Origin of the sequence: Micromonospora sp. AP08, from assembly GCF_008085935.1 — a bacterium.
GTDB lineage: Bacteria > Actinomycetota > Actinomycetes > Mycobacteriales > Micromonosporaceae > Micromonospora > Micromonospora chersina.
In genome coordinates, this window is sequence record NZ_VSEZ01000005.1 from 273,616 (window position 1) to 298,444 (window position 24,829).

At 73.6% G+C, this 24,829-nt stretch carries 28 protein-coding genes; 14 read left to right on the plus strand and 14 right to left on the minus strand.

Annotated features, from left to right (window positions below; translation table 11 throughout):
• The first annotated feature begins 48 nt into the window (after positions 1 to 48).
• Positions 49 to 1,185: a cellulose binding domain-containing protein gene (locus tag FXF50_RS11430; protein ID WP_148427184.1), complete on the plus strand. Its 1,137-nt coding sequence runs from the start codon at positions 49 to 51 to the stop codon at positions 1,183 to 1,185.
• Between the two features lie 59 nt (positions 1,186 to 1,244).
• Here FXF50_RS11430 and FXF50_RS11435 read toward each other — a convergent pair whose 3' ends face one another.
• The gene (locus tag FXF50_RS11435; RefSeq protein WP_148427185.1) at positions 1,245 to 2,027 is read right to left on the minus strand and encodes an aldo/keto reductase; all 783 of its coding nucleotides are present in this window, start codon (positions 2,025 to 2,027) and stop codon (positions 1,245 to 1,247) included.
• A 118-nt stretch (positions 2,028 to 2,145) separates the two neighbouring features.
• On the opposite strand from FXF50_RS11435, the gene FXF50_RS11440 reads away from it, so the two are divergent.
• Positions 2,146 to 3,180, plus strand: coding sequence for a DNA polymerase ligase N-terminal domain-containing protein (locus tag FXF50_RS11440; RefSeq protein ID WP_148427186.1), 1,035 nt, complete (start codon positions 2,146 to 2,148; stop codon positions 3,178 to 3,180).
• 8 nt (positions 3,181 to 3,188) lie between these two features.
• On the plus strand, positions 3,189 to 4,376 hold the full coding sequence (locus FXF50_RS11445; RefSeq protein WP_148427187.1) for a threonine synthase: 1,188 nt from the start codon (positions 3,189 to 3,191) through the stop codon (positions 4,374 to 4,376).
• 91 nt (positions 4,377 to 4,467) lie between these two features.
• Here FXF50_RS11445 and FXF50_RS11450 read toward each other — a convergent pair whose 3' ends face one another.
• The 4 genes from FXF50_RS11450 to FXF50_RS11465 all read right to left on the minus strand — a co-directional run bounded on the left by FXF50_RS11450 (position 4,468) and on the right by FXF50_RS11465 (position 6,930).
• Positions 4,468 to 4,860 carry a cupin domain-containing protein gene (locus FXF50_RS11450; RefSeq protein WP_148427188.1) on the minus strand — a complete coding sequence of 131 codons (393 nt, stop codon included), beginning with the start codon at positions 4,858 to 4,860 and terminating at the stop codon, positions 4,468 to 4,470.
• Positions 4,861 to 5,060: 200 nt separating this feature from the next.
• Positions 5,061 to 5,840 (minus strand): hypothetical protein, encoded by a 780-nt coding sequence (locus tag FXF50_RS11455; RefSeq protein ID WP_148427189.1) that lies wholly within the window; start codon positions 5,838 to 5,840, stop codon positions 5,061 to 5,063.
• Positions 5,841 to 5,887: 47 nt separating this feature from the next.
• Complete coding sequence (locus FXF50_RS11460) at positions 5,888 to 6,289, minus strand: hypothetical protein (RefSeq protein ID WP_148427190.1); 402 nt, start codon at positions 6,287 to 6,289, stop codon at positions 5,888 to 5,890.
• Positions 6,290 to 6,456: 167 nt separating this feature from the next.
• Positions 6,457 to 6,930 (minus strand): septum formation initiator, encoded by a 474-nt coding sequence (locus FXF50_RS11465; RefSeq protein WP_148427191.1) that lies wholly within the window; start codon positions 6,928 to 6,930, stop codon positions 6,457 to 6,459.
• A gap of 103 nt (positions 6,931 to 7,033) precedes the next feature.
• Between FXF50_RS11465 and FXF50_RS11470 the strand changes: the two genes are divergently transcribed.
• From FXF50_RS11470 to FXF50_RS11485, 4 genes are all read left to right on the plus strand, one after another.
• Entirely contained in the window at positions 7,034 to 7,726 is a 693-nt protein-coding gene (locus tag FXF50_RS11470; RefSeq protein ID WP_148427192.1) for a response regulator transcription factor, read from the plus strand.
• A complete protein-coding gene (locus FXF50_RS11475; RefSeq protein WP_148427193.1) occupies positions 7,723 to 8,997 on the plus strand; it encodes a HAMP domain-containing sensor histidine kinase in 1,275 nt (424 codons plus the stop codon). Before FXF50_RS11470 ends, FXF50_RS11475 begins: the two co-directional genes overlap by 4 nt.
• 80 nt (positions 8,998 to 9,077) lie before the next feature.
• Positions 9,078 to 9,620, plus strand: coding sequence for a PepSY domain-containing protein (locus FXF50_RS11480; RefSeq protein ID WP_148427194.1), 543 nt, complete (start codon positions 9,078 to 9,080; stop codon positions 9,618 to 9,620).
• Between the two features lie 131 nt (positions 9,621 to 9,751).
• Complete coding sequence (locus FXF50_RS11485; RefSeq protein WP_148427195.1) at positions 9,752 to 10,852, plus strand: beta family protein; 1,101 nt, start codon at positions 9,752 to 9,754, stop codon at positions 10,850 to 10,852.
• A 1-nt stretch (position 10,853) separates the two neighbouring features.
• On the opposite strand, the gene FXF50_RS11490 is transcribed toward FXF50_RS11485, so the two are convergent.
• Positions 10,854 to 11,135 (minus strand): iron-sulfur cluster biosynthesis family protein, encoded by a 282-nt coding sequence (locus tag FXF50_RS11490; RefSeq protein WP_091313043.1) that lies wholly within the window; start codon positions 11,133 to 11,135, stop codon positions 10,854 to 10,856.
• A gap of 317 nt (positions 11,136 to 11,452) precedes the next feature.
• Here FXF50_RS11490 and dacB point away from each other — a divergent pair, with 317 nt between their 5' ends.
• A complete protein-coding gene (gene dacB / locus FXF50_RS11495) occupies positions 11,453 to 13,036 on the plus strand; it encodes a D-alanyl-D-alanine carboxypeptidase/D-alanyl-D-alanine-endopeptidase (RefSeq protein ID WP_148427196.1) in 1,584 nt (527 codons plus the stop codon).
• Between the two features lie 25 nt (positions 13,037 to 13,061).
• On the opposite strand, the gene FXF50_RS11500 is transcribed toward dacB, so the two are convergent.
• From FXF50_RS11500 to FXF50_RS11515, 4 genes are all read right to left on the minus strand, one after another.
• The gene (locus FXF50_RS11500; protein ID WP_148427197.1) at positions 13,062 to 13,373 is read right to left on the minus strand and encodes a hypothetical protein; all 312 of its coding nucleotides are present in this window, start codon (positions 13,371 to 13,373) and stop codon (positions 13,062 to 13,064) included.
• Between the two features lie 101 nt (positions 13,374 to 13,474).
• On the minus strand, positions 13,475 to 14,353 hold the full coding sequence (locus tag FXF50_RS11505) for a hypothetical protein (protein ID WP_255509993.1): 879 nt from the start codon (positions 14,351 to 14,353) through the stop codon (positions 13,475 to 13,477).
• 154 nt (positions 14,354 to 14,507) lie between these two features.
• On the minus strand, positions 14,508 to 14,960 hold the full coding sequence (locus FXF50_RS11510; RefSeq protein WP_148427198.1) for a pyridoxamine 5'-phosphate oxidase family protein: 453 nt from the start codon (positions 14,958 to 14,960) through the stop codon (positions 14,508 to 14,510).
• Between the two features lie 53 nt (positions 14,961 to 15,013).
• Positions 15,014 to 15,607, minus strand: coding sequence for a pentapeptide repeat-containing protein (locus FXF50_RS11515; RefSeq protein ID WP_148427199.1), 594 nt, complete (start codon positions 15,605 to 15,607; stop codon positions 15,014 to 15,016).
• A gap of 66 nt (positions 15,608 to 15,673) precedes the next feature.
• Here FXF50_RS11515 and FXF50_RS11520 point away from each other — a divergent pair, with 66 nt between their 5' ends.
• Positions 15,674 to 16,906: a serine hydrolase gene (locus tag FXF50_RS11520; RefSeq protein WP_148427200.1), complete on the plus strand. Its 1,233-nt coding sequence runs from the start codon at positions 15,674 to 15,676 to the stop codon at positions 16,904 to 16,906.
• 62 nt (positions 16,907 to 16,968) lie between these two features.
• A complete protein-coding gene (locus FXF50_RS11525; protein WP_148427201.1) occupies positions 16,969 to 17,610 on the plus strand; it encodes an NAD(P)-dependent oxidoreductase in 642 nt (213 codons plus the stop codon).
• A 2-nt stretch (positions 17,611 to 17,612) separates the two neighbouring features.
• Here the strand turns inward: FXF50_RS11525 and FXF50_RS11530 are convergent, their stop codons facing one another.
• Together FXF50_RS11530 and FXF50_RS11535 are read right to left on the minus strand one after the other, a co-directional pair.
• Positions 17,613 to 18,077, minus strand: a complete 465-nt coding sequence (locus tag FXF50_RS11530; protein WP_148427202.1) for a PPOX class F420-dependent oxidoreductase — start codon at positions 18,075 to 18,077, stop codon at positions 17,613 to 17,615.
• A gap of 32 nt (positions 18,078 to 18,109) precedes the next feature.
• On the minus strand, positions 18,110 to 18,751 hold the full coding sequence (locus FXF50_RS11535) for a DUF6642 family protein (RefSeq protein WP_148427203.1): 642 nt from the start codon (positions 18,749 to 18,751) through the stop codon (positions 18,110 to 18,112).
• 342 nt (positions 18,752 to 19,093) lie between these two features.
• On the opposite strand from FXF50_RS11535, the gene FXF50_RS11540 reads away from it, so the two are divergent.
• Complete coding sequence (locus FXF50_RS11540) at positions 19,094 to 19,870, plus strand: D-Ala-D-Ala carboxypeptidase family metallohydrolase (protein WP_148427204.1); 777 nt, start codon at positions 19,094 to 19,096, stop codon at positions 19,868 to 19,870.
• Between the two features lie 132 nt (positions 19,871 to 20,002).
• Here the strand turns inward: FXF50_RS11540 and FXF50_RS11545 are convergent, their stop codons facing one another.
• Positions 20,003 to 20,455 carry a hypothetical protein gene (locus tag FXF50_RS11545; protein ID WP_148427205.1) on the minus strand — a complete coding sequence of 151 codons (453 nt, stop codon included), beginning with the start codon at positions 20,453 to 20,455 and terminating at the stop codon, positions 20,003 to 20,005.
• Positions 20,456 to 20,654: 199 nt separating this feature from the next.
• Here FXF50_RS11545 and FXF50_RS11550 point away from each other — a divergent pair, with 199 nt between their 5' ends.
• Together FXF50_RS11550 and FXF50_RS11555 are read left to right on the plus strand one after the other, a co-directional pair.
• Positions 20,655 to 21,218: a heme-binding protein gene (locus tag FXF50_RS11550; RefSeq protein ID WP_148427206.1), complete on the plus strand. Its 564-nt coding sequence runs from the start codon at positions 20,655 to 20,657 to the stop codon at positions 21,216 to 21,218.
• Positions 21,219 to 21,287: 69 nt separating this feature from the next.
• The gene (locus tag FXF50_RS11555; protein WP_148427207.1) at positions 21,288 to 21,782 is read left to right on the plus strand and encodes a hypothetical protein; all 495 of its coding nucleotides are present in this window, start codon (positions 21,288 to 21,290) and stop codon (positions 21,780 to 21,782) included.
• Between the two features lie 82 nt (positions 21,783 to 21,864).
• Here the strand turns inward: FXF50_RS11555 and FXF50_RS11560 are convergent, their stop codons facing one another.
• The gene (locus FXF50_RS11560) at positions 21,865 to 23,988 is read right to left on the minus strand and encodes a hypothetical protein (protein WP_187399627.1); all 2,124 of its coding nucleotides are present in this window, start codon (positions 23,986 to 23,988) and stop codon (positions 21,865 to 21,867) included.
• Between the two features lie 261 nt (positions 23,989 to 24,249).
• Here FXF50_RS11560 and FXF50_RS11565 point away from each other — a divergent pair, with 261 nt between their 5' ends.
• Entirely contained in the window at positions 24,250 to 24,789 is a 540-nt protein-coding gene (locus FXF50_RS11565; RefSeq protein WP_148427209.1) for a DUF1697 domain-containing protein, read from the plus strand.
• Positions 24,790 to 24,829: the final 40 nt, after the last annotated feature.

A 24,829-nucleotide genomic window follows, 5' to 3' on the forward strand; every position in this document is an offset into this window, starting at 1 on the left:
AGTGTGGGAGCGCTCCCGGACCCACCCGCCACCACGAATCGGAGCATCATGAAGCGTCCATTGAGAGCCCTCGCGGCGGCCGGCCTGTTGGCCGCCGGCGCGATCGTCGCCGTCGCGCTCGGCGGCACCGCCTCGGCCGACACCCAGATCTGCGAGCAGTACGGGTCGACCACCATCGGCGGGAAGTACGTCGTGCAGAACAATCGCTGGGGCACCAGCGCCCAGCAGTGCATCAACGTGACCTCCACCGGCTTCTCGATCACCCGCCAGGACGGCGTCGGATCGACCAGCGGCGCGCCGGTGTCGTACCCGTCGATCTTCGTGGGCTGCCACTACACGAACTGCTCACCCGGCACCAACCTGCCGGTGCAGGTGAAGAACATCAGCAGCGCGCCGGCCAGCATCAGCTACAACTACGTCAGCGGCGCCATCTACGACGCCGCGTACGACATCTGGCTCGACCCGTCCCCGAAGAAGGACGGCGTGAACCAGATGGAGATCATGATCTGGCTCAACCGGCAGGGCCCCATCCAGCCCATCGGCTCGCCCGTCGGCAACGCCAGCATCGCGGGCCGGACCTGGGAGGTCTGGCGGGGCAGCAACGGCTCGAACAACGTCATCTCGTACGTGGCCCCGTCGGCGATTCCCAGCCTGAGCTTCGACGCCATGGCGTTCATCAACGACACGAAGAACCGCGGCGCGATCACCAGCGACTGGTACCTGACCAGCATCCAGGCCGGCTTCGAGCCGTGGCAGGGCGGCGTCGGCCTGGCGGTCAACTCCTTCTCGCAGAGCGTCAACACCGGCGGCACCACGCCGCCGCCGGCCACCACGCCGCCGCCGGCCACCACCCCGCCGCCGGGCAACGCCGCCTGCTCGGTGAAGTACACCACCAACGTCTGGAACAACGGCTTCACCGCCGACGTGACGATCACCAACACCGGCTCCAGCACCGTCAACGGCTGGACCCTGAACTACAACCTGCCGTCGGGGCAGACCATCACCGGCTCGTGGAACGCCACCGTGACACAGAGCGGGTCCGCGGTGACCGCGCGCAACCTGAGCTACAACGGCACGCTGGCGCCCGGAGCCTCGACGAGCTTCGGCTACCAGGCGACGCTGAACGGCGCGTTCTCCACGCCGTCCAGCTTCACCCTCAACGGCGCCACCTGCACCAGGGCGTGACGCCCGCCTGATCCCGGGGCGCGGTCCGCACGGGCCGCGCCCCGCCTCAGGCTCGGACCTCAGTGGCCGAGGGCGTCGATGTCGCGCATCTCCTCGGCGGTGAGCGAGAAGCCGAACACGTCGGCGTTTGCCCGGATCCGGTCCGGGGTGACCGACTTCGGGATGACCACGATCTCGTGGTCGATGTGCCAGCGCAGCACCACCTGGGCCGGCGAGACATCGTGCGCCTGGGCGATCCGGACCAGCACGGGATCGGAGAGGTCGCTGGTCTTGAACGGGCTGTAGCCCTCCAGCACCACGCCCCGGTCCCGGTGCGCGGCGTGCACCTGACGGTCGTACAGGGACGGGCTCCAGCGGATCTGGTTGACCGCCGGGGTCTCCTCGGTGGCCTGGATCAGCTCGTCGATCTGGCTGATGCTGTAGTTGCTCACCCCGACGGCGCGGGTCAGGTTCTCGTCGCGGGCGGCGAGCAGCTCACGCCAGACCGGGATGCTGTCACCGGGCGCGGACGGCGGCCAGTGGATCAGCCACAGGTCGACGTGGTCGGTGTCCAGGGCGGCCAGGCTCGCCTCGATGGTCTCCCGCTCCCGGCCCACCCGGTCCGGCGGCAGCTTCGTGGTGATGAAGAGGTCCTCGCGGCGCAGCCCACTCTCCTTCACCGCCCGGCCGACCTCCTTCTCGTTGCCGTACATCGTGGCGGTGTCGATGTGTCGGTAACCGGCGTCGAGGGCGGCGAGCACGGCGTCGTACCCGGCCTCGCCGGTGGCCTGCCAGGTGCCGAAGCCGAGCAGCGGCATCCGGACGTCGCCGGGGAGCAGGACGGTGGGCTGGTCGAGGTCCATACCGACGCTTCTACCCGTGATCGCCGCCGCCATGCCGGCGACCCGCCGAGCGGCGGCCGAACTGGACAGAAGCGGCAGGAACCGGGCGATCGGGCCGGACCTGCCGGAGAATGCGGGGGTGGCTGACCGGCTGGAGGAGTACCGGCGGAAACGGGACGCGGCGCGTACCCCGGAGCCGGTGCCGGAACGGACCGCGGAGCGGAAGCGGGCCGCGCGGCGCAAGCCCCGGTTCGTGATCCAGCAGCACCACGCCCGGAGCCTGCACTGGGACCTGCGCCTGGAGCACGACGGCGTGCTGGCCTCCTGGGCGGTGCCGCGCGGCCTGCCCCGCGACCCGGGCCGCAACCACCTCGCCGTGCACACCGAGGACCATCCGATGGAGTACCTCACCTTCCACGGCGAGATCCCGGCCGGCGAGTACGGCGGCGGGCGGATGACCGTCCACGACACCGGCACCTACCGCCTGGAGAAGTGGCGCGACGACGAGGTCATCGTGGTCCTGGACGGCCGGCGGACGAAGGGGCGCTACGTCCTCTTCGCCACCGGCGGCCGGGGCCGGGACTGGATGGTCCGCCGCACCGACCCGGCCCCGGAGGGCTGGACGCCGATGCCGGAGCTGGTCCGGCCCATGCACACCACGCCCGGCAAGGGACTGCCGAAGGACGAGGCCGCCTGGGGGTACGAGCTGCGCTGGGACGGTGTGCGGGCGATGGCGTACGTCTCGGGTGGCCGGCTGCGGCTGCTCGATTCCTCGGACGAGGACGTCGCCGGGGCGTACCCGTGGTTGCGGGCCATGGCCGAGGAGTTGGCCCCGGTCGAGGCGGTGCTGGACGGCGTGCTGGTCCGGATCGACCCGGGCGGGCGGGTCAAGCCGCCCAGCAAGCGCGACGGTCAGTTCCTCGCCGTCGACCTGCTCTGGCTGGAGGGCGTGAGCAGCCTCGACCTGCCGTACGCGCAGCGCCGGGAGCTGCTCGACGGTCTGGCGCTGACCGGTCCGCACTGGCAGACTCCGCCGTGGTTCCCGGGGGTCGGCGCGGACGCCCTGCGGACCGCCCGCGAGCAGGGGCTCCCGGGGGTCGTGGCCAAGCGGCTGGACTCCCCCTACGAGCCGGGTCGGCGCAGCCGGCACTGGCTGAGCCTCCACCCGAGCTGAGGAGCACCGTGCACCTGACGCACCTGGAGTGCCCGCGCTGCGACGAGCGGCACCCGGCCGACAAGTTGCAGAATCTGTGCGCGTGCGGCTCCCCGCTGCTGGCCCGCTACGACCTCGCCGCGGTGGCCGCCTCGGTCACCCCCGAGCAGTTCGGGCTGCGCCCGGCCGACCTGTGGCGCTACCGGGAGCTGCTGCCGGTGGCCGATCCCCGCTTCGTCACCACGCTGGGCGAGGGCTGGACGCCGCTGCTGCGCGCCCCGGCGTACGGGCAGGAGATCGGCATCCCGGACCTGATCGTGAAGGACGAGGGACTGACCCCGACCGGGTCGTTCAAGGCCCGGGGCGCGGCGGTGGGCGTGAGCCGGGCCCGGGAGCTGGGCGTCGAGCGGATCGCCATGCCGACGAACGGCAACGCGGGGGCGGCCTGGGCGACGTACGCGGCCCGGGCCGGGATGGGCGCGACCATCGCCATGCCGCTGGACGCGCCGACCATCTGCCGGCGGGAGTGCGTCGCCGCCGGGGCGGACCTGCGACTGGTCGACGGTCTGATCAGCGACGCCGGCCGGTGGGTGGCCGGGCTCGTCGCCGAGTCGGGCGGGCGGATCTTCGACGCCGGCACGCTGCGCGAGCCGTACCGCCTGGAGGGCAAGAAGACCATGGGGTACGAGATCGTCGAGCAGCTCGGCTGGCAGGTGCCCGACGTGATCATCTATCCGACCGGCGGCGGGGTCGGGCTGATCGGCATCCACAAGGCGCTGCACGAGCTGCGCGAGCTGGGCTGGGTGGAGGATCGGCTGCCCCGCCTCGTGGCGGTCCAGTCCACCGGCTGCGCGCCGATCGTCCGGGCGTTCGCAGCGGGCGAAGCCCGGGCCACGCCGTGGGCGGACGCGCACACCCTGGCGTTCGGCATCACGGTGCCCGCTCCGCTCGGTGACGAGCTGATCCTGGCCGCGCTGCGGGAGAGCAGCGGCACCGCGATCGCCGTGGACGACGAGGAGATCCTCACCGACCTGCGCGACTTCGCCGCCCGGGAGGGGCTGCTGCTCTGCCCCGAGGGGGCGGCCTGCCTGACCGCCGCCCGGCACCTGCGGGCCGGTGGCTGGATCCGGCCGGGCGAGCGGGTGGTGGTGCTCAACACCGGCGCGGGCCTGAAGTATCCGGAGACGGTGGACGTCTCCGGCGTGCCGACGGTGTGACGCGGGCTCCCGCGAACGGGGAGCCCGCGAGCTCAAACGACTCGCGCTCCACCATCCGTTGATGGTGGAGCGCGGGAGCGGATCGGCGCGGTCAGGAGGTGGGCGGCTCGTCCTCGCCGGCGGCCTCGGCCGCGTCGGCCTCCTCCTTGGTCCGGTGCACCGCGCCGTCGGCGTGCTCCGGCGGGCCGTACACCGTGTACAGCACGAGCGGGTTGGGGCCGGTGTTGACGAAGTTGTGCTTCGTGCCGGCCGGTACGACCACGAGGTCGCCCGCCACGACCTCCTTCTTCTCCCCGGCCACCCGCGCCTCGCCGGTGCCGCTGACGAAGGTGAGGATCTGGTCGATGCCCTCGTGGACCTCCTCGCCGATCTCGCCGCCCGCCGGGATCGTCATGATCACCAGTTGGGTGTGCTCCCCGGTCCAGAGCACGCGGCGAAAGTCGGGACTCTTCTCGGCGACGGTCGCGATCGTGAAATGCTCCATGGCCCGCACATACCCGGTCCCCGCGCCGCTCACGCCGGGACTCGCAAATGGTGGAATTCCCCACCTGCGCCGGGTTTGGATCCCCTCTGGGCGGGCATCTGCTGCTCCGAGACCGGTGCACGCTGGCCGGTCGAGCCAGGTCCCTGCTGTCGTACCGCCGTACGGCTGCGATGGTGGGAGACGGCCAGAGCGCGGCGACGTTACGACCCAGGTCGGGCGGCGCCGTGCGCTCGTGTGCGCACCTGTTCCGCCCACCGGCAGCCGGCCAGCACGAACGCCGCCGCCAGGAAGCCCAGCAGGTCGGCCCAGACGCCGCCCCCGGTCACCCGGACGTGGTACTCCTCCGCGCTGTAGAAGGTCAGGCCCGCCTGGGAGCCGCCCGCCGACCAGACCGGCGGCAGCACACCGAGCGCGGCCACCGCCGCCAGGCCCAGGCCCAGGGCCACGGGCACCGACCCCGACCGGACCAGGGCCACCAGGGCGAGGGCCACCAGCACGAGGTACGCCGGCAGCACGTCGGCCGGGTCGGGCGGCAGCGCGTACGGGGGCAGGAAGGCTGGGCTGTCCCGGAACACGGCGAGCAGGGCGGCCAGCACGGCCAGCACCAGGGCGGTCGCCGTGCGACGCCGGTCCGGCGCCCGCCTCGGCAGCGCGGCGACGGCCACCGCTAGCCCGATCCCGGCCACGCCTCGCAGGGCCTGTCCGGCGGTCCATCCCGGCTCGACCGGGGGCGCCACCGCCCAGCCGAACTGCGGCTCACCGTGCAGGGGCAGGGTCGCTACCGCGACGGCGGCCGCGGCCACCGCCAGCGCGTACCGGGCGCGGGGAGGTGGTTCGGGCGCGGTCAGCGCGGCGCCGGCCAGGGCGCACCAGGCCAGTGCCTGCGCGGCGGGCAGCAGTGGCTGGGCGTACGCGCGCCCGACCAGGTGGGCGACGGCCAGGAGGGCCGCGGCCGCGACGAGCAGGCGGTGGGGACGCACCGCGCGATGCTGCCACAGGACGTACGCCCGGCGCCGCCCCGCGCCGGTCAGGCGAGCACGGCCAGGTGGAACGGACGGTCGGTGTGGCCGCTCGCCGCGTACGTCTCGACGAAGACGGCGTTCGGGATGCCGGTTCGGGCCGCCACCGTGATGGACCCCTGCGGGGCCAGCCCGCCGGCGGCGGGACCCACGGTGCCGACGTAGGCGGCGCGGGCGACGTCCTGGTCGAAGGCGACCTGGTACATCCCGGCGGCCAGCCGGGTGGCCGAGGTGGCGCCGAGCCCACGAACCAGGCTGCCGTTCGCGTCGACCACGGCGAACAGCACGCGGGCGCTGGCCGGCAGCCCGGCCCCCGTGCACGAGTTGATCTCGGTGTCGGCGCGGGCGGCCTCCTCCGCGTCGGGGGCGGGCTGGCCGACCGCTTCCCTCCTCGATCTGGAGCTGGACATGGCGGTCCTCTCTGCCGCCGGTGCGGCGGCGGCGGCGAGGCGTACACGGCGGCGGAGATCGACGGCGATCACCCTCCGTGTTCCCGAAGCTATGCCGGCCCACCGCCCGCCAACCAGCCACAGCACTGTCCGATCAAGGACAGTCAGCCTCTCTGAGCTGCGAATATTCAGTCATGCGGAGCCGCGATGGGCTCACCGCCGTGGCACCGCAGGCGGAGTTCGTGCTCCCCCTCGGGGCCGACGAAGCGCACCTCGACGTGATCGTCCGGCCCCCGGTCGTAGTCCTTCACCCGGTAGCCCTGCGCCGGGGACCAGGAGACCAGGCGTACGCCGGCCCGCCCGCACTCGGCGACCGCGGTGCCCCCGCCCGTGACGAAGCCGCGCCGGCCCCCGCCCGTGGCCGGCGGTCGGCTCGCCGTGGTGACGGTCGTGGTTGCGCCCGCCGTGGGTTCCGGGCCCGGCGTCGTGGTCACCGGCGCGGGCGAGGCGAGCGCGCGGGCGACCTCCCGCTCGTCGCGTACGCCGCCGGGGGTGCCGGTGATGCCCGCACCGACCAGCTGGATCGCGGCCAGCCCGACCAGGGTCGCGGCGACGGTGGTGGCCAGCCAACCGGCGGCGGCGAGAAGCGGACGACGGCCCATGTGCCGAGTCTGCCCGATCCGAGGTTGAGCCCGGCTCGGGGCAACGCTAAGGCTCGGTTAACGGGGGCGGGTCCGGGCGGCGGCAGGGGCTAGCCTGCGAACCGTGGCTCGGCTGCTGCTCATCGAGGACGACCTGACCATCCGTACGCCGTTGCTCCGGGCCCTGCGGGAGCGCGGGCACGCCGTCGCCGCCGCCTCGACCGCGCTGGACGGGCTGCGCGACGCGCTCGACGACCGGCCCGACCTCGTCGTGCTCGACCTCGGACTGCCCGATCTGGACGGTGGCGAGCTGCTGCGGATGCTGCGCGCGGTCAGCTCGGTGCCGGTCATCGTGGCCACCGCCCGCGACGACGAGGCGGAGATCGTCCGGATGCTCGACGCCGGAGCCGACGACTACCTGGTCAAGCCGTTCACCGCGGCGCAGCTGGACGCGCGTGCCCGGGCCGTGCTGCGCCGCTCGGCCGGCGACCCCGCGACGGACCCGGTGCTCGTGGTCGGTGGGCTGCGGATCGACCCGCGGGCCCGGCAGGTCACCCTGGACGGCGCGCCGGTCGAGTTGACCCCCCGCGAGTTCGACCTGCTGCACCATCTCGCCGGCCGGCCCGGGCAGGTGGTGACCAAACGCGAGCTGCTCACCGAGGTCTGGCGGATCCCGTACGGCGGGGCGGACAAGACCGTCGACGTGCACCTGTCCTGGCTGCGGCGCAAGCTCGGGGAGAGCGCCCAGGATCCGCGCTACCTGCACACCGTGCGGGGAGTCGGGGTGCGGTTGGACGCCCCGGGGAGCGCCCGGTGAGGGGGCGGCTGGCGCTGCTGGTCGCCGCGGTCGCGGTGCTCGTCCTGGTCGCGTTCCTGGTGCCGCTGGCCGTGCTGGTGCGCACCGTCGCCGCCGACCGGGCCACCGTGCGGGCCACCGCCGACGCGCAGGGCCTCGTCCCGGTGGTGGGCACGGCAGGGCCGGACACCGTCCGGCTGACCGTCGAGCAGCTCGCCGCCGACTCGGGCCGCGAGGTGAGCGTCTTCCTGCCGGACGGCAGCGTGCTCGGCGCGCGGGTGCCGCGTACCCCGGCCGTGGCCCTGGCGGCGCGGGGGCAGAGCCTCACCGTCGAGTCGGCCGCCGGCCGGGAGGTGGTCATCGCGGTCCAGGGCCGGCCGGACGGGACCGCGGTGATCCGCACGGTCGTCCCCCGCGCGGAGCTGACCGCCGGGGTGACCCGGGCCTGGCTCGTGCTGGCGCTGCTCGGCGCGCTGCTGGTGCTGGTCGGTCTGGCCGTCGCCGATCGGTTGGCCCGCGGCCTGGTCCGGCCGATGGCCGACCTCGGCGCGGTCTCCCACCGGCTCGCCAACGCCGAGCTGGACGCCCGGGTCGACCCGGCCGGACCGGCCGAGCTGCGGGAGGTCGCGGGCGCGCTGAACCACCTGGCCGAGCGGATCCAGGTGCTGCTGCGCGAGGAGCGCGAACAGGTGGCCGACCTGTCGCACCGGCTGCGCACCCCGCTGACCGTGCTGCGGCTGGAGGCCGAGTCGCTGCGCGACCCGGACGACGCGGCGCGGCTGACCACCGCCGTGGACGGCCTGGAACGGGCGGTCACCGGCGTCATCCGGCAGGCCCGCTGGCGCAGTGCGGCGGCGGAGGGTGGTCGCTGCGACGCGGCGGCGGTCGTCGGCGAGCGGGTGGCGTTCTGGTCGGTCCTCGCCGAGGACACCGGCCGGAGCGTGACGCTCGACCTCGCGCCCGGGCCGCTGCCGGTGCCGGTGGCCGGCGACGAGCTGGCGGCTGCCGTGGACGCCCTGCTGGGCAACGTGTTCGCACACACGCCGGACGGCACGCCGTTCACCGTCCGGCTCGCCTCCGACGCCGGGCAGGTGGCGTTGACCGTGGCGGACGCCGGCCCGGGCCTGCCGCCCGGGCCGGTGCGGCGGGGCGCCAGCCGGGCCGGATCGACGGGGCTCGGCCTGGACATCGCCGACCGGGCCGCCCGGGCCGGCGGCGGCCGGCTGGAGCTGGACAGCGGTCGCGAGGGCGGTGCGGCGGTGACGCTACGGCTCGGGCCCGCGCGGCATTAACCCGCGCTTAGACCTCGGGTAGCCCGCCGCTAGCCGTCCCCGACCGATCCTCGACACACAACCGAGGAGAGGTGGAGACGATGCGACGAACTTCCCTGGCGCTGGCGGCGATCGGCGGGGCGGCGGTGCTGGCGGTCACCGGCGCGGCGGTCGGCGTGACCACGGCCGGCGGGTCGGCTCCGGCGCCCGTGCCGGCCGCCGTGACCTCCGACGACGGCCCGGAGACGGCGGGCGCGACCCCGGACGACAACCCCGGCGGGGCGGACGACAGTCCCGGGCCGGACGACTCCGCGACCACCGGCGCCCCCCGACCCGGCGCCGCCCCGGACACCCCCGGCCCGAACGGCGCGGTGGACCGGCGGCAGGCCGGCACGGTGGCCCTGACCCGGCTGGGCGGCGGCCGGATCGTCGAGATCGAGGCCGAGACGGAGCACGGCCGTCCGGTGTGGAGCGTCAAGGTCGCCCGCGACGGCCTCACCTGGGAGGTCAAGGTCGATCGGGCCGACGGCGCCGTGGTCGAGGTGGAGCGCAGGGCCGCCGGCGCCCGCCACGCGGCCGACGGACGCCGCGGCGACGACCGGTACGACGACCACGGCGGTGACCGGTCCGGCGACGACGACTGAGCACCCGGTCGCGGGTCCGGGCGGACGGGGTTCCGCCCGGACCCGGATCCGTGCGGGCACCGGGACGGACGGTGCGTCGACGATGCCCGGAAGTCCTGTGGCGGAACGCGATCGGGTCGCTACATTGAAGTATGGTGCCCGCCCACGGGGGTCGGGCGGCGGAACCGGTCTACCGCCCTGTACTGGCCGGTCGCCGGGGTGAGCTGGACGCGCTGGCCCATCTCGACGAGGCCATCGCTCCGCTGCTCGCTCCGGTCATCGACGTCCACGCGGTGGATCCGTGCACCGTGGACCTGCTCGGCCGGCTGCCGGCCGGGCTCCTCCCCGCCGTCGACGTGTCGGCGCTGCCCGAATCGCCGGAGAGCGAACTGGTCCGCTGGGGCGTACCGCTGGTGCCGGTGATCGGGCTCGCGGAGGGCAGCCGGAGGCTCGTGGCGCACGGCGCGGCCGCCCGGGCGTACGCGCGGCGGGCCGTGGTGCGGCTGCGGACCGGGCAGGACCGGGCCGGCCCGGACGCCACCACGGCCGCGGTGGAGCGGGTGTGGCGCCTGACCCGGCTGGTGCCGGAGCAGTGCGACCTGCTCGTCGACGCCGGGGACGTGTGCTGCCCCGCCGATGTCCGGCTGGTCGAGCCCCGGGTCCGGCGGCTGGCGGAGTGGGCCCGGCGGCACGCCTGGCGCTCGGTGAGCGTGGCGGCCGGCGGGATGCCGCCGACGCTGGCCCGGCTGCCCACCGACGAGCCGGTACGCGTCGACCGCTTCGACTGGCAGCTCTGGCAGCGCCTGGCCGACCTCGGTCTGGGCTACGGCGACTACGGCGTGAGCTGCGCGGTCCCGGGGGACGGGCCGGGCGACCGGCTGCCGACGCTGCGCTACACCACGACCGGGGCGTGGTGGGTCTACCGGTGGTCGCGCCGGGGCGGCCGGGGCGACGACCGTTTCGCCGACCTGTGCCGCACGCTCGTCGCGGCCCCGCACTGGCCGGCCGCGGGCGCGGGTTTCTCCTGGGGCGACCACGAGATCCTGCGGCGGGCACGCCGTGGTGCGGGCGCCGGCTCGCCGGTGAACTGGATCGCGTGGAGCACGTCGCACCACCTGGCGCACGTGCTGGCCACGCTGCTCCGTCCGGAACGCGAACAGCGCGGCGGGCCGTGGCGGGCCGACCAGGACAGCCCCGAGCGGGGGCGCGGCGGCCGGCCGCAGCGCGGCGGCGAGACCCGCCGAGCCGGGTGAGTCACTCCTTCTCGGTGAAGCCGAACTGGACGATGCCCTCGTCGTCGACCGTCGCGTCCACGGAGGTGTCGTTGAGCAGTTCGGCGGCGTCGGCGTCGAGGAAGATCCGGGCACCCTGGTTGTCCACCACCTGGTCGCCCTGGATCGGCTGCTCGACCAGCTCGATGGAGAGCGAACCGGCGTCGGTGTCGGCGGCGATGCGCAGCCCGCCGGCCTCGGCGACGTCCTGCTGGTTGGCCAGGTCGCGGATCACCAGGATGGCGTTTTCGGTCATGGTCAGCATGGCGGAACTCCTCGTGGGCTGGTTCGGGAATCGCGGGCGGTCGACGCGGCCCGTGCGGCCGGTCGGGCCCGGGGAAGGCGAATCAGGCTTCGCCGTGCAAACCAGGGCAGGTCGAACGGCCCCTCACGGCCTACGGTGCCCCCTGCCCGGGCATCCGTCAAATAGAGCCGGGTCAGTCGACACCGAACCGGTGATGCCGCTCCGCCGAATGTTTTTCCCGCCGTATTAGGGGTAACGGAACCGATTCGACCCCCGTTCGGCAATAACTTTCGGACGAAAGTCTTCTCTGGAAGAAAGCTCCATGGCAGCATCGGCACATGCATCGTCGTCTCTTCCCCCGGGCGCTCGCGGTGCTGGCGCTGGTCGCCACCGCGGCCACCGCCGGCGCGCCCACCGCCACGGCCGAAGCGCCCACCCCGGCGCAGACCCGGCTGCACGCGACCATCGACGCGATCCTCGCCGACTCCCGGCTGGCCGGGGCGCAGGCGGGCGTGGTCGTCGTCGACACCACCACCGGGCAGACCCTCTACGACCGCAACGGGGAACGGCGGCTCGTCCCCGCCTCGAACACGAAACTGCTCACCTCGACGGCGGCCATGGAACTGCTCGGCCCGGGGCACCGGTTCACCACCGACGTGTCCGGCGACGGCGTACGGCGTGCCGGGGTGCTCTCCGGCAACCTCTACCTGCGCGGCGGGGGCGACCCCACCATGCTGGCCGAGGACTACGACCGGCTGGCCGCCGAGGTGGCCGCCGCGGGCGTACGGGTGGTGACCGGCAACCTGGTCGCCGACGACACCCGCTACGACCGGACCCGGCTCGGACCGGACTGGACCTGGGACGACGAGTCCTACTACTACGCGGCGCAGGTCTCCGCGCTGACCGTCGCGCCGAACACCGACTACGACGCCGGCACGGTGATCGTGCACGCCGCGCCGGCCGGACAGGCCGGCACGCGGCCGAAAATCACCATGACGCCGGCCAATGGCTGGCTGCGGATCGACAACCGGGCCGAGACGGTCGCCACGGGCGAGACGACGATCTCCTTCGAGCGCGAGCACGGCGGCAACACCATCGTGGTCACCGGCCAGATCGCGGTCGGCCAGGCCGAGGAGAGCGACTGGATGACGGTCTGGGAGCCGACCGGGTACGCGGCCGACATCTTCCGGTCCGCGCTGCAGCGGCACGGGGTGCGGGTCCTCGGCCGGACCGTGCTCGGCCAGGCCACCCCGGACAACGCCGAGCCGGTCGCCCGGCACGACTCGATGCCGCTGGCCGACCTCATGGTGCCGTTCCTCAAGCTCTCCAACAACGGCCACGCCGAGGTGCTCACGAAGGAACTGGGCCGGGTGCTCTCCGGCTCCGGCACCTGGGGCGCCGGACTGACCGCGATCAGCGAGTACGTCGGCGACTCCGGAATGGACACCGGAACGCTGCGCCAGCGCGACGGCTCCGGGCTGTCCCGGCGCAACATGATCCCGCCCGCCCAGTTCGCCGCGCTGCTCTCGGCGGTCCGCGCCGAGCCCTGGTTCGACACCTGGTACGCCGCCCTGCCGGTGGCCGGCAACCCGGAGCGGTTCGTCGGCGGCACGCTGCGCAGCCGGATGCGCGGCACCGCCGCGGCCGACAACGTGCACGCCAAGACCGGCAGCCTGACCGGCGCGTCCAGCCTCTCCGGCTACGCCACCGACGCCGACGGGCACGTGCTGGCCTTCTCGATCGTGCTCAACAACTACCTGACCTCGTCGGTCAAGGGGCTGGAGGACCAGATCGCGATCGCGCTGGCCTCGTACACCGAGAAGGGGGCGACCACGGCCCGGCTGGCGGTGCCGACGGCGCCGGAGTCGCCGCGGGTGCCCGAGGGCGTGGAGTGTTCCTGGGTGAAGCCGATCGTCTGCTGAGCCGCGGCCGCCCCGGGCCGGCCGCTCAGGCGCCGGGCCGGGGCGGGCGCGGCTCGGCGGCGGGGTCGCCGCGCTCGATCAGCGCGTCGATCTCGGCCGGCGGCAGGCCGCGCAGCGTGAGCACGCGCCGTCCCCACCGGTGCAGCCGGCACGGGTGGGGGCTGGCGTCGTTGCGGCAGATCGTCCCGCCCGACCAGCGCCGTGGCGCGTGCACCACCACCGCCCGCACCGCGAACTGGGCGTCCTCTCCGGTCACGTACGGCGGCAGCGGGATCTCCCGCAGCACGTCGCCGTCGGACGGCGGAACGGAACGGACGACGCGGGCCCTGCTGCTCATCGGTCGAGCCTCCACAGCGGATGGTCGGACGGGGACATCGGAAACCTACGGCGTCCCGCGCCGGCTGCGACGGACAAACTGTCCCCGTGAGTGATTGGCGGTCAGCGCAGCGCGACCGCCTGGAGGCTGACGTTGCCGCAGTCCCCCAGGGACTCCTCCACCGTCCAGGACATCAGCAGCTTCGCGCCGGGCGCGGCGCGGAACCGGATGGTGAAATCGGCGGTCCGCGCGGTGTGCGGGTCCTCCAGACGCAGCATGCTGGCCGGCCCGCCACCGGAGATCCGCAGGTCGAGGCGGCCGCGGGCCATCCACACCCCGGCGTAGAGGTGCACGGTGCGCAACTGCCCGTCGGCGGCCACCGCCAGGGTGAACCCGCTGCCGCGGTCGCAGGTGTACACGCCGGACATGGTGCCGTCGGCCGAGGCGACCGGCGCGCCGTCGTGCCAGGCGTACGCCTCCGGGTTGTTGTTGTAGCTCTGCCGCTCGCCCCGGCCGCCCTCGTCGCGGATGTCGCCGGAGCCGTGCCGCTTGCGCACCGGCGTCCGGGCGCCGAGCAGCCCCCACTGGACCCAGTCGACCGGCCCCGCCGCGCTGAGGTCGACCCGCGCCGGCACCTCGGCCTGGCTCACGGTCAACGTCGGCGGCACCGCGGGCGTGGTCGGCGACGGGCTGGGCGAGGGTGGGCGCTGGCGGGGGCGCAGCCCCGGCGTGACGGCCCCGGCCTGCGCGCCGCCGGGGGGCGGCAGCACGGGGCGGCCGCTCGGCGGGGCGGGCAGCACGGCGCCCTCCTCACGGGGCGCGTCGTGGTGCTCGCTGCCGAGATAGGCCACCAGCGCGGTCAGGCAGGCGAACGCCGCCAGCGCCTCCAGCAGCCAGCGCCGCCGTTGCCGGGCCCGCGCCAGCCGGCGGAGCGCCGACCGCGTCGGCCCGTGCGGGTACGACGTCCGGTCGCCGACCCGACCGTGGTCCTGCTGCCCCACCGAACCTCCGCTCACCGCCGCGCTCCGGCCGCCGGTTCACGTTTCCATCATGGGCGGCGATGCGCCATATGTCGGCGGGGGGCAGTTTCCACTTTGTTACCAATCGGTAGCAACGGCGGTTCGACGCACCCTGTCCATCCTCCACACACGACGGTCAGCGGCGCTCGCGCCGCCGCAGGCCGCGGTCGGGGTGCCAGCTCTCGATCACCAGGTGGTCCGGCGGGTCGCCCACCCGGGTCAGCACCACCTCGGTCAGCTCGACGCGGAACCGGTGCGAGCCGTCCTCGCCCGCCGGCTCCTCGTGCGCCCGGCCGGCGATCTTCGCGTCACCGCCCCAGGAGGCCGGGTCGTCCTCCGGGGTGTCCTCCGTCGGGCAGTGCAGCGCCACCCGCGGGTCGCGGCGCAGGTCGAGCGCCTTCAGCGCGCCCGCCATGCTGCCCAGCCGAAGCTGCCCGTCGTCGGCGAAGTCGAACTCCGTGCCGCTGATCCGGGGCGAGCCGTCCCGCCGCAGGGTTGCCATCGTGCCGTGCTTACGGACGGCGAAGCGGGCGCGCACCCGCGCCGCGAAGTCGGGTTCGGACGCCACCAGGTCGGACCACCAGGTCATGCGGGCCAGCCTGGCAGGGAAACCTGACAGCCCGCGGCGCCTTTCCGCGCGGGTCAGCGGATCTCGAAGCCCAGCGCCTGCGCCAGCACCACGGCCTGCTCGGCGTCGACGACCGCGCCGGCCCGCTCCACCGCCGTGGGGTCGAGCGCGGTCAGGTCACTGCCGCGCAGGTCGGCCCGGATCAGCTTGGCGGCGTGCAGCTGGGCGCCGGAGAGGTCCACGCCGGAGAGCACCGCGCCGGTCAGGTCGGCGCCGGTCAGGTCGACCTCGCGCATGCGCACGTCGGTGATCCGCACCCCGCGCAGGTCGGCGCCGGGCAGGGCGACGAAGGACCAGTCGCCGCCGTCGACCCGCAGCGGGCGCAGGTCGCACTGCTCGAAGGTGCTGCCGACCAGCTTGCAGCCGGTGAACTCGGCCTCGAAGAGGTTGCACCGCTTGAAGGTGCAGCGGTGGAACGCGGAGTCGGTGTGCCGGGAGGCGTTGAGGGCCACGTTGCCGAAGACGCACTCGGTGAAGGTGGCGCCCTGGCTGACCGCCTCGGTGAGGTCGACGTGGAAGAACTCACACCGGACGAAGTGCCGGTCGACCAGTTCCTCGGCGTACCAGTCCTGGTGGCGGTAGGTGACGTCCTCGACGGTCTCCGGCATGGGGCCGAGAGTAGTGTGCCCGGCCGACACTTCCCGCCCGGCGTACCGGCCGGTAGGTTCGGCGTCGTGAGCGTCGCAGTGAGCACCGACCCGGACCGCATCGGCTTCGACCCCGCCCGGCTGGCGCGGATCGACGAGCACTTCGGCAGGTACGTCGACGACGGCCGGCTCGCCGGCTGGCAGATCGTCGTCACCCGCCGGGGCGAGGTGGCCCACTCCTCCACGTACGGGCTGCGGGACCGGGAGGCCGGCGCGCCGGTCGAGCCGGACACCCTCTGGCGCATCTACTCGATGACCAAGCCGATCACCTCGGTCGCCGCCATGATGCTCTGGGAGGAGGGCCGGCTCGAGCTGAACGACCCGGTCAGCCGCTGGCTGCCGGAGTTCGCCGACGTCCGGGTCTACGACCGGGGCTCGGTGCTCAAGCCGTACACGGTGCCGGCGGTCGAGCCCGTCCGGGTGTGGCACCTGCTCACCCACACGGCCGGCCTGACGTACGGCTTCGCCCAGGTCAGCGTGGTCGACGGCCTCTACCGGGCGGCGGGCTTCGACCTGGGCGTGCCGGCCGGCGCGGACCTGGCCGAGGCAACCCGCGGGATGGCCCGACTGCCGCTGCTCTTCCAGCCCGGCACGAGCTGGAACTACGGCGTCTCCACCGACGTGCTGGGCCGGCTGGTCGAGGTGGTCTCCGGGCAGTCGCTGGACACGTTCTTCGCCGAGCGGATCTTCCGGCCGCTGGGCATGACCGACACCCGCTGGTGGGTCGACGAGCCGGACGCCAAGCGCCTCGCCGCGCTCTACACCCCCCACCCGGCCACCGGCCAGGCGGTCCGCGCCGACGCGATCGGGCGCTACGCGCTCAGCGCGCCGGACTGCCTCTCCGGCGGCGGCGGACTGGTCTCCACGGCCGCTGACTACCACCGGTTCACCCAGTTCCTGCTGCGCGGCGGCGAGCTGGACGGCGTCCGCCTGCTCGGCCCCCGCACGGTGCGCTTCATGACCCGCAACCACCTGCCCGGCAACCGGGACCTGGCCTCGTTCTCCCCGGAGGGCTTCGCCGAGACGATCCTCGACGGGGTCGGCTTCGGGCTGGGCTTCGCCGTGGTGCTCGACCCGGTGCCGTCCCGGGTGCCGAGCAGCGTGGGCGAGTACTACTGGGGCGGCCTGGCCAGCACGGCCTTCTGGGTGGACCCGGTGGAGGAGGTCACCGCACTGCTCTTCACCCAGCTCATGCCGTCGAGCACCTACCCGCTCCGCCCGCAGCTGCGCCAGCTGGTCTACTCGGCTCTGATCGACTGAGGCCCGGGTCGGTTCGTCGGAACGGCACCGGTCGGGGCAGCCGGCTCCCTAGCCTGGGGAGCATGAGCGACATCGTCGTGTTCGGCGCCGGCGGCACCGCGGGCTCACGGATCGCCGCCGAGGCGGCCGAGCGGGGGCACCGGGTCACCGCGGCGGTGCGCCGCCCGGAGGCGACCAGCTACCTGCCGCCCGGGGTCCGCACGGTGACCGGTGACGCGACCTCGCGCCGGAGCGTCCGTGAGCTGGCCGGGGACGCCGACGTGTTCGTGGTGGCCATCGGCGGCGGCGAACGCGAGCTGTGGCGCGACGCCGCGCGGACGCTGGTCGACACCCTGCGCGAGCTGCCCGCCCCGCCCCGGGTGATCCACGTGGGCGGCGGGGCGACGTTGCTGACCCCGAAGGGCACCCGCTACCTGGACGAGCCGGACTTCCCCGAGGAGTACCGGGACTCGGCCGAGGGCCAGGCCGACGCCCTGGAGTTCTACCGCTCCTCGGCCGACGGGGTGACCTGGACCTACGTCTCGCCGCCACCGCTGGAGTTCCACCCGGGCGAGCGGACCGGCCACTACCGCACCGGCACCGACCACCCGGTCACCGACGCGCAGGGCCGCTCGGTGCTCACCTACGAGGACCTGGCGGTGGCGATCGTCGACGAGATCGAGAACCCGCGGTTCGCCAACGCCCGCTTCACCGCGGCGTACTGAGGTCAGTCGGCCAGCCGGGCGGGGAAGCCGCCGGTGGCGATCGGTCCCCAGCTGTCGATGGTCACGCGGATCAGCGACTTGCCCTGCTTGACCATGGCGGCGCGGTACTCGTCCCAGTCGGGATGCTCGCCGGAGATGCTGCGGAAGTACTCGACCAGTGGTTCGAGCGCCTCGGGCAGGTCGAGCACCTCGGCGGTGCCGTCGACCTGCACCCACGGCCCGTTCCAGTCGTCGGAGAGCACGCACGCGGAGACCCGGGGGTCGCGGCGGATGTTGGTGACCTTGGCCCGCTCCGGGTACGTGGAGATGACCAGGCGACCCTCGGCGTCGACGCCGCAGGAGACCGGGGACGACTGCGGCCGGCCGTCGGCGCGGGTGGTCATGAGCACCACCCGGTGCCGGGGACGGAGGAACTCAATGAGGGCGTCCCGGTCGACGCGGGTGTTGCTCGCGATGCTGCGTGCCATGTCTCGGTTCTACCAGGCGGGCCGGGTTGGCCTCAGCGGGGACGGCCGGCGACCCGGCGCGGGGACGCCTGCTCCGGCACGCGCGGCCGCGCGCTGGGCCGCCAGGCGCGGCCGTTGGCGTAGATCACCCGGAAGCCGAGGTAGGAGGCGAGCGGCGCCCAGTGCGCCGAGCCCATCCGCAGCTCGGCGGCGTTGTGCCGCTGCCCGTTGGCCAGCACGTCGAGCAGCACGGTCTCGAAGGCGGCCGACTCGACCCAGTCCACCTCGCGGGTGAAGCCGCAGACCAGCGCGGCCCCGGTGACGTCGAGGAAGTCGCGCAGCACCGCGTCGGAGGCGCGCAGCACGGAGCAGCTGCCGAAGTAGAGGCGGCGGCCCTCGCAGCGGCCGGCCATCCGCTCGGCGACGTCGGCCAGCTCGACGGAGTCCCAGTCGGTGAGGCAGAGCCGGCTCGGCTCGCCGTGCATGGCGAAGAAGCCGACCCGGTAGTCGGCGTACTGCTTGAGCAGCCAGCGGTCGAGGAAGTAGAAGAGCTCGTCGCGGGTGGCGGCGTCCTTGTGGATGAAACGGATCCGGCCCAGCCGTTCGAGCAGTTCGAGGGTGGGCAGCACGGAGCCGCGCTCGTTGAGGTCCCGGTGCCACTGCCCCTCGACGCAGAAGACGCCACCACGCGCCAACGCCCACACTCCCCCGCCCGCGAAGGTCGCCCCGGAGGCCACGCCCGGCCTCGGGGGCAGACGTTACCGGGCCGGGGTGACAGGACGACATCACCCTCGGTGTGGCGGGTTGCCGGATTCCGTCACGGTCGTGCGGTTCGGCCGTCGCCGGCTTCGTCCAGGCAGGAATGGGCGTTTCGCAATTCACCGCAATTCACAGGCAATACCAGCAAGGACCTAACGCGAGAGCAATTCCGGTTATTCGCCACGAATCGCCAGGCCGGCTGTCACGGTGGAAGGGACGGGACGTCCCGGTCGATGTCCCGTTTCCACCCCACAACGCTCTCCACTGGGAGGAACTCTGTGCGCGTCAACACGCTCAAGCGGGCGGCCGTCGCGTTCGCGCTGGCCCTGCCCGGGGCCGCCATCGCCACGGTCGTCGCCGCGCCACCGGCTCATGCTGACAGCTGCTACACCTGGACCCGGAACCTCTACCAGGGGCGCTCCGGCGAGGACGTGCGGCAACTCCAGATCCGCGTGGCCGGCTGGGCCGCTTACCGGGACATCGTCCGGGTCGACGGGATCTACGGCCCCGAGACAGCGGCCGCGGTGCGCCGCTTCCAGTCCGCGTACGGGCTGCAGGCCGACGGCGTCGCCGGCCCACAGACCTTCGCCAAGATCTACGATCTCCAGGACGGCGACTGCACGCCGAAGCACTTCAGCTACACCGAACTCGACAACGGCTGCGGCAAGGGCGGGTGGAGCGGGGGCCCGCTCTCGCCGACCGCGACCCGGGAGAACGCGCTGCGCACCATGTGGAAGCTGGAGGCGCTGCGGCGCAGCCTCGGCGACAAGCCGCTCTACGTCAACAGCGCCTTCCGCAGCATCGCCTGCAACCAGCAGGTCGGCGGCGCCTCGGACAGCCAGCACCTCTACGGCACCGCGGCCGACGTGATCTCCCGCAGCCGGTCGCTGTGCCAGGTGGCCAAGTCGGCCCGCAACCACGGCTTCAGCGGCCTCTTCGGCCCCGGATACCCGGGCCACGACGACCACGTCCACGTGGACTCGCGCCGGGAGAACAACCAGGACCGGTCGTCGAACACCACCACCTGGTCCGCCCCGGACTGCGGGGTGAGCTGACCCGACGTCGACGGCGGCCCGGCGCGGGGGTGGGGGCTCCCCGCGACCGGGCCGCCGTCCCGTGCCCCGGGCCGAGTTGGGCGACCATTCCGGCTCGGCGTGTCTGCGCCACGCCGCGACCCGGAACGGTCGCTAGCTCGCCCGGGGCCAGCGCGGCCGGGTGGCGGGGGGCGCCACCGGCCGACCGGTACCGCCGGGCCGGAGAGCGGGCCGCACCGGAGGTGCGGCGACCCGGCCGGCCGGGCCGCGCGGGGACTGGCCGGGGGCGGGCCGTCCGGCCGAAGGCCCGGACAGCACGAACGGGAAGGGCACGTGCACGAAGGGGTTCCCGTGGCGTACCAGGGCGTCGATCTGGCGCTCGTTGAGGCCGTGGGCCTCCAGCACCCGCCGCCCCCACCGGTGCAGCCGGCAGGGGTACGCGGCACCGTCGTTGCGGCACTTCGGTCCGGCGGGCCACTCCTCGGCGGCGTGCACCACCACCGCCCGGACCGCGAGCCGGACATCCTCGGGGGTCAGCGATGCCGGCACCGGCACCTCGCCCAGGATCTGATCGATGGGATCCGTCGACTGCTCACCAACTCGCACGGCAGGCCTCCCGCAGTTCGGCAGCGGTGCGGCGGACCGGCCGCACCACATCCTCGACCACTGGTACGGCCCCGCGCCGGCAGCAGTTCAATCCCCTTGGCGGAGGCGCTGGCGCAGGCGGCTGGTCCCCGGTCCGCCGGACCGGGACGGCGTGCGGCGGTAGCGTCGGCGGTGGGACCGCCGAGCCGGGGAGGGTGCGATGACCGAGCGGCAGCCGTACCGCGTGGTGGCCCGCCACCCGGGGTTCGAGCTGCGCCGCTACCCGGCCCACCTGGTCGCCGAGGTGCGCGTCGAAGGGTCGTTCGAGTCGGCCGGCAACGCGGCGTTCCGGCCGCTGGCCCGGTACCTCTCCGGCGCGAACCGGTCCCGGCGGGCGGTACCGGTGGTCACGGCGGTGGCACCGGGGTCCGCCGGCGCGGAGCGGATCGCCATGACGGCGCCCGTCCTCCAGGAGGAGGGCGACCGGCCGGGAAGCTGGCTGGTGCGGTTCGTGATGCCGGCCGGCTTCACCCCGGCCACGCTGCCCGAGCCGACGGACCCGCTGGTCCGCACCCGGGAGGTCCCCGCGCAGCTCGCCGCGGCGATGCGGTTCTCCGGGCGGTGGACCGCGCGGGCGTTCGAGCGGCGGGCCAAGGCCCTCGGCCGCGCGGTCACCGCTACCGGCCTGCGCCCGACCGGCGCCGTCCGGTACGCGCGCTTCGACCCGCCGTGGAAGCCCTGGTTCCTGCGCCGTAACGAGGTCGTGCTCCCGGTCGCCGAATAGTCGGCGGCCGGCGCGGCCGCCGGGTCACCTCTGGACTCGGTGGCCCCGCCCGCCTGATGGGAGACCGCCTTGCGTCGCTGGCCCGCTGCCCTGGCCCTGGTGCTGCTGCTCGCCGGTTGCGGCGGCGGCACCGAGACCACCGCGTTGCCGACCTGGGCAACCCCCTCACCCACCGCGCCGGCCCCGCTGACAGTGCAGGAGGCGAAGGGCCGCTACCTGGCCATCGTGGCGCCGTACAACACGGCGCTGACGAAGCTGGAGGAGGCGCTGAAGGCGGGCCGCCCGTGGCGGACGGTGCGGGGCCTGGCTGGGAAGGTCGCCAGCACCAACGCCGCCCACGCCGAGCAGCTCCGCGCCACCGCCTGGCCGGCCGTGGCGCAGGCCCCGGTCGCCGCGCTGCTCAAGGAGAACGACGTGGCGCTGCGGCACTGGCGGCTCGCGGCCGAGGCCGGCAGTGCCGCGGCGCTGATGCGCGAGATCCGGGCCGCCGCCGCGCACGACGGCGGCACGCAGGCCGACAAGGTACGCACCAGCCTCGGCCTGCCGCTCTACCGGGACTCCTGACCTCGGTCCCGCTCGAAGGCCGGGCCCCGGGCGGCGTCGGGCCCGCACCGAGGTGCGGCGCGGGCCCGACGGGGTGGAAGCGCTACTTCTTGTTGCCCGTGTTGCTCACCCGGAAGGTGTAGTCCGCGTCCAGGTAGGTGAGGTCACCGGTCGGCAGGTTGGAGATCAGGACGGCGAAGTCGTCCTGGTTGCCGTTGGCGCACTTCGTCCGCAGGCCACTGGCGGTGAACTGGTCGCCCGTGTACCGGTAGACCCAGTTGCCGGCGCCGTCGGTGGTCTCCCCCGCCGAGGTGACGCCCGGCGTGAGGTCGCAGTGGCTGACGATCTGCACCGTCCAGTTGTTGTCCTGCACGCCGGTGGTGGTCACCCAGTTGCCGGCGGCCGAGGTCAGGGTCGCGGCGGCGCCGTTGACCCGGACGTCGTCGACGAACCAGCCGGTGTCCAGATACGCGGCGTCGGTCGAGTACCGGAACCGCACATCCGTGGCGCCGGCCGGCAGGTCGGCGGTGAGGTGCACGTAGACCGGGTCGTCGACGAAGTACTCGCCGCCGGAGGTGCCGGTGATCCCGTTGCCCTCCTCGTTGTTGCCGTGCGGGTCGTCGTCGGTGGTGACGACCTGCCCGGCGTCGTTGCGCACCGGCACCGTCACCCAGTTGCCGCCGACGAGCGCCTCGACGAAGCCGTAGTCCCAGCCCTCCTCGATGAAGTACCAGCTCCAGAAGTCCAGCGAGGTGACCGCGCCTGACGTGGTGACGTCGAGGATGTTGTCGTCCTGGCTCTCGTACCCGGCGTACCAGTGGGTGGTGCCGGTGTGCGGCGCGATCACCGTCTCGTCGTCGCCGTCGAACGCCAGCGACACCGTCGGGCCGGGGTTGCGGAACCGCTCGACCGACATGCCGAACGGCACGGCGGTCGTGTCGGGGCGGTTCTTCAGCCGCGCCCACTTGGCCTCCGGCGTGGCGCCCTTGTAGCTGCCCCGACCCGCCCAGATGACGTCGTCGGCGATGTCGATGGTCCACGAGGTGTCGGCGGGGTCGCCGAAGTTGAACGCCTTGATGTCGTAGATCGGCGAGTCCTCGTCGTCCAGGTAGACGGCCACCGACCAGTCGCGGAACAGGTCGGCCGCGCTGCGCAGGTTCGCGCCGGTCGCCGCGTTGAAGTCGTCGATGGCGTTCTGCACGCCGGTCATGCCGTCGGCCTGCTCCTCGAAGATCATCTTGATGAGCAGGTCACCGGCCCTGCCGTCGTACTGCTTGTCCGGCGTGTAGGTGCCGTCGCCGTTGCCGCCCGCCTGCTCCCAGAGGTACTGGAAGTAGGTGAACGCGGCGCCGTAGTTGGCGAGGGTGCCACCCCACCGGGTCAGCGAGGTCTCCTCGTAGAGGACCTGGTGGTTGCTCAGGTGCGAGCCGCCGGCGTCGAGGCCGTTGAGGAAGATGGCGAAGTCGGCCAGGCCCTCGTCGACCCAGGACAGTTCACCCGGGTCGCTGTAGTTGTGGAGCAGGTGCTCCAGCTCGTGCGCGACGGTGCCCTCGTACAGCTCCGGACGGTCGTTGGCCGGGTTGGCGTCGCGCCACGGCGAGTCGTTCGGGCCGACCCGGTTGGCCCAGTCCAGGGCGTCGACCACGATGACGTTCATGCCGTTGGAGTCGATGAAGTCCGGCGCGAAGTAGCCGGCCGTGTACGAGCCAACGGCGCAGTCGTAGTAGGCGTCGTCCTGGATGTTGTAAATGATCATGACGAGCGAGTCGCTGGCCGGCTCGGCCGGGTCGGCCGCGTCCATCGGGCCGAAGTGCTCCTCGTCCACGGCGACAATCTGGTCGGCGAGCTTGTCGCCGACGTAGTTGATCTCCGCCTGGGTGAGGGTGAACTGCGCGGCCGTCGCGGTGGCGCAGGGGACGAACTCGTCATCCGGGTTGTGGTCGAACTGCGGGTCGACGCTGGCCACGCCGACCGGCGCGGTGCCGTCGAGCGGGGTGCCCTTGGGGACGTAGATGTAGACCGGGGTGCCGTCCGGTGTGGTGTTGGCGTAGACCCGGGTGAAGTCCTGGTTGTAGGTGCCGCCCGCCGCGCTGTCGTTGATCGGCAACGTGATGGTCGGCTCGCCGGGAAGGTTCTCGTGGTCGTTCGCCTCGGCCGGGGCCGAGACCGTGAAGGCGAGCGCCGTCACGCCCGCCACCGCGGCCGCGATCCGGCTCGGTCGTCTCATTCGCACGCGGATGCCTCCTGCCGTGAGGCGGTGATCAGCTCCGGCCACCGCCGTCGGTTGAGCAGTTGCCCCGTCGCCGCCGCGCGAGGCAGCAGCTGACAAGGGGAATGTTGTCTCCAGGCAACCACTTGCGACGGTGTCACGGGAGAGAGCATCAGGTCACAAATATGTCACGAACGCGAGTCACCTGTTCGCGGGCGGACGACCGGCGCAGGCGGTTCTAGGCTGGGGCCACGTGACCCCCCAAGGCGAGGAGGCCCGATGAACCGCTACGCCGCCCTGCTGCGGGGCGTCAACGTCGGCACCACCCGCCTCGCCATGGCCGACCTGCGCCGCCTCGTCACCGACCTCGGACACTCCGACGTCAAGACCTACCTGCAGAGCGGCAACGTGGTCTTCAGCAGCCCGCCGACGAAGGACGACATCCTGGCCGAGGGCATCGCGCGCAAGCTCGCCGACGAGTTGGGCCTGCGCGTGCCGGTGCTGGTGCGCAGCGGCGACGAGCTGGCCTCGGTGGTGGCGGCCAGCCCGTACGCCGGGAAGCAGGACGACCCGACCCGGGTGCTGGTGGCCTTCCTCTCGGCCGCGCCCAGCAAGGCCAAGGTCAAGGACCTGGCCGCGCCGGCCGGGGAGCACCTGGAGTTCGCGGTCGACGGCCGCGAGATCCACCTGCACTTCCCCGACGGCGGATACGGGCGGACCAAGTTCACCAACGCTCACCTGGAGAAGAAGCTGGGCGTCGTGGCGACCACCCGGAACTGGAAGTCGGTGCTGGCGCTGCGCGACCTGACCGCCGGCTGAGCGGCCGGGCAGGCCCCCTCCGGCATGCTGCGCAGATCAC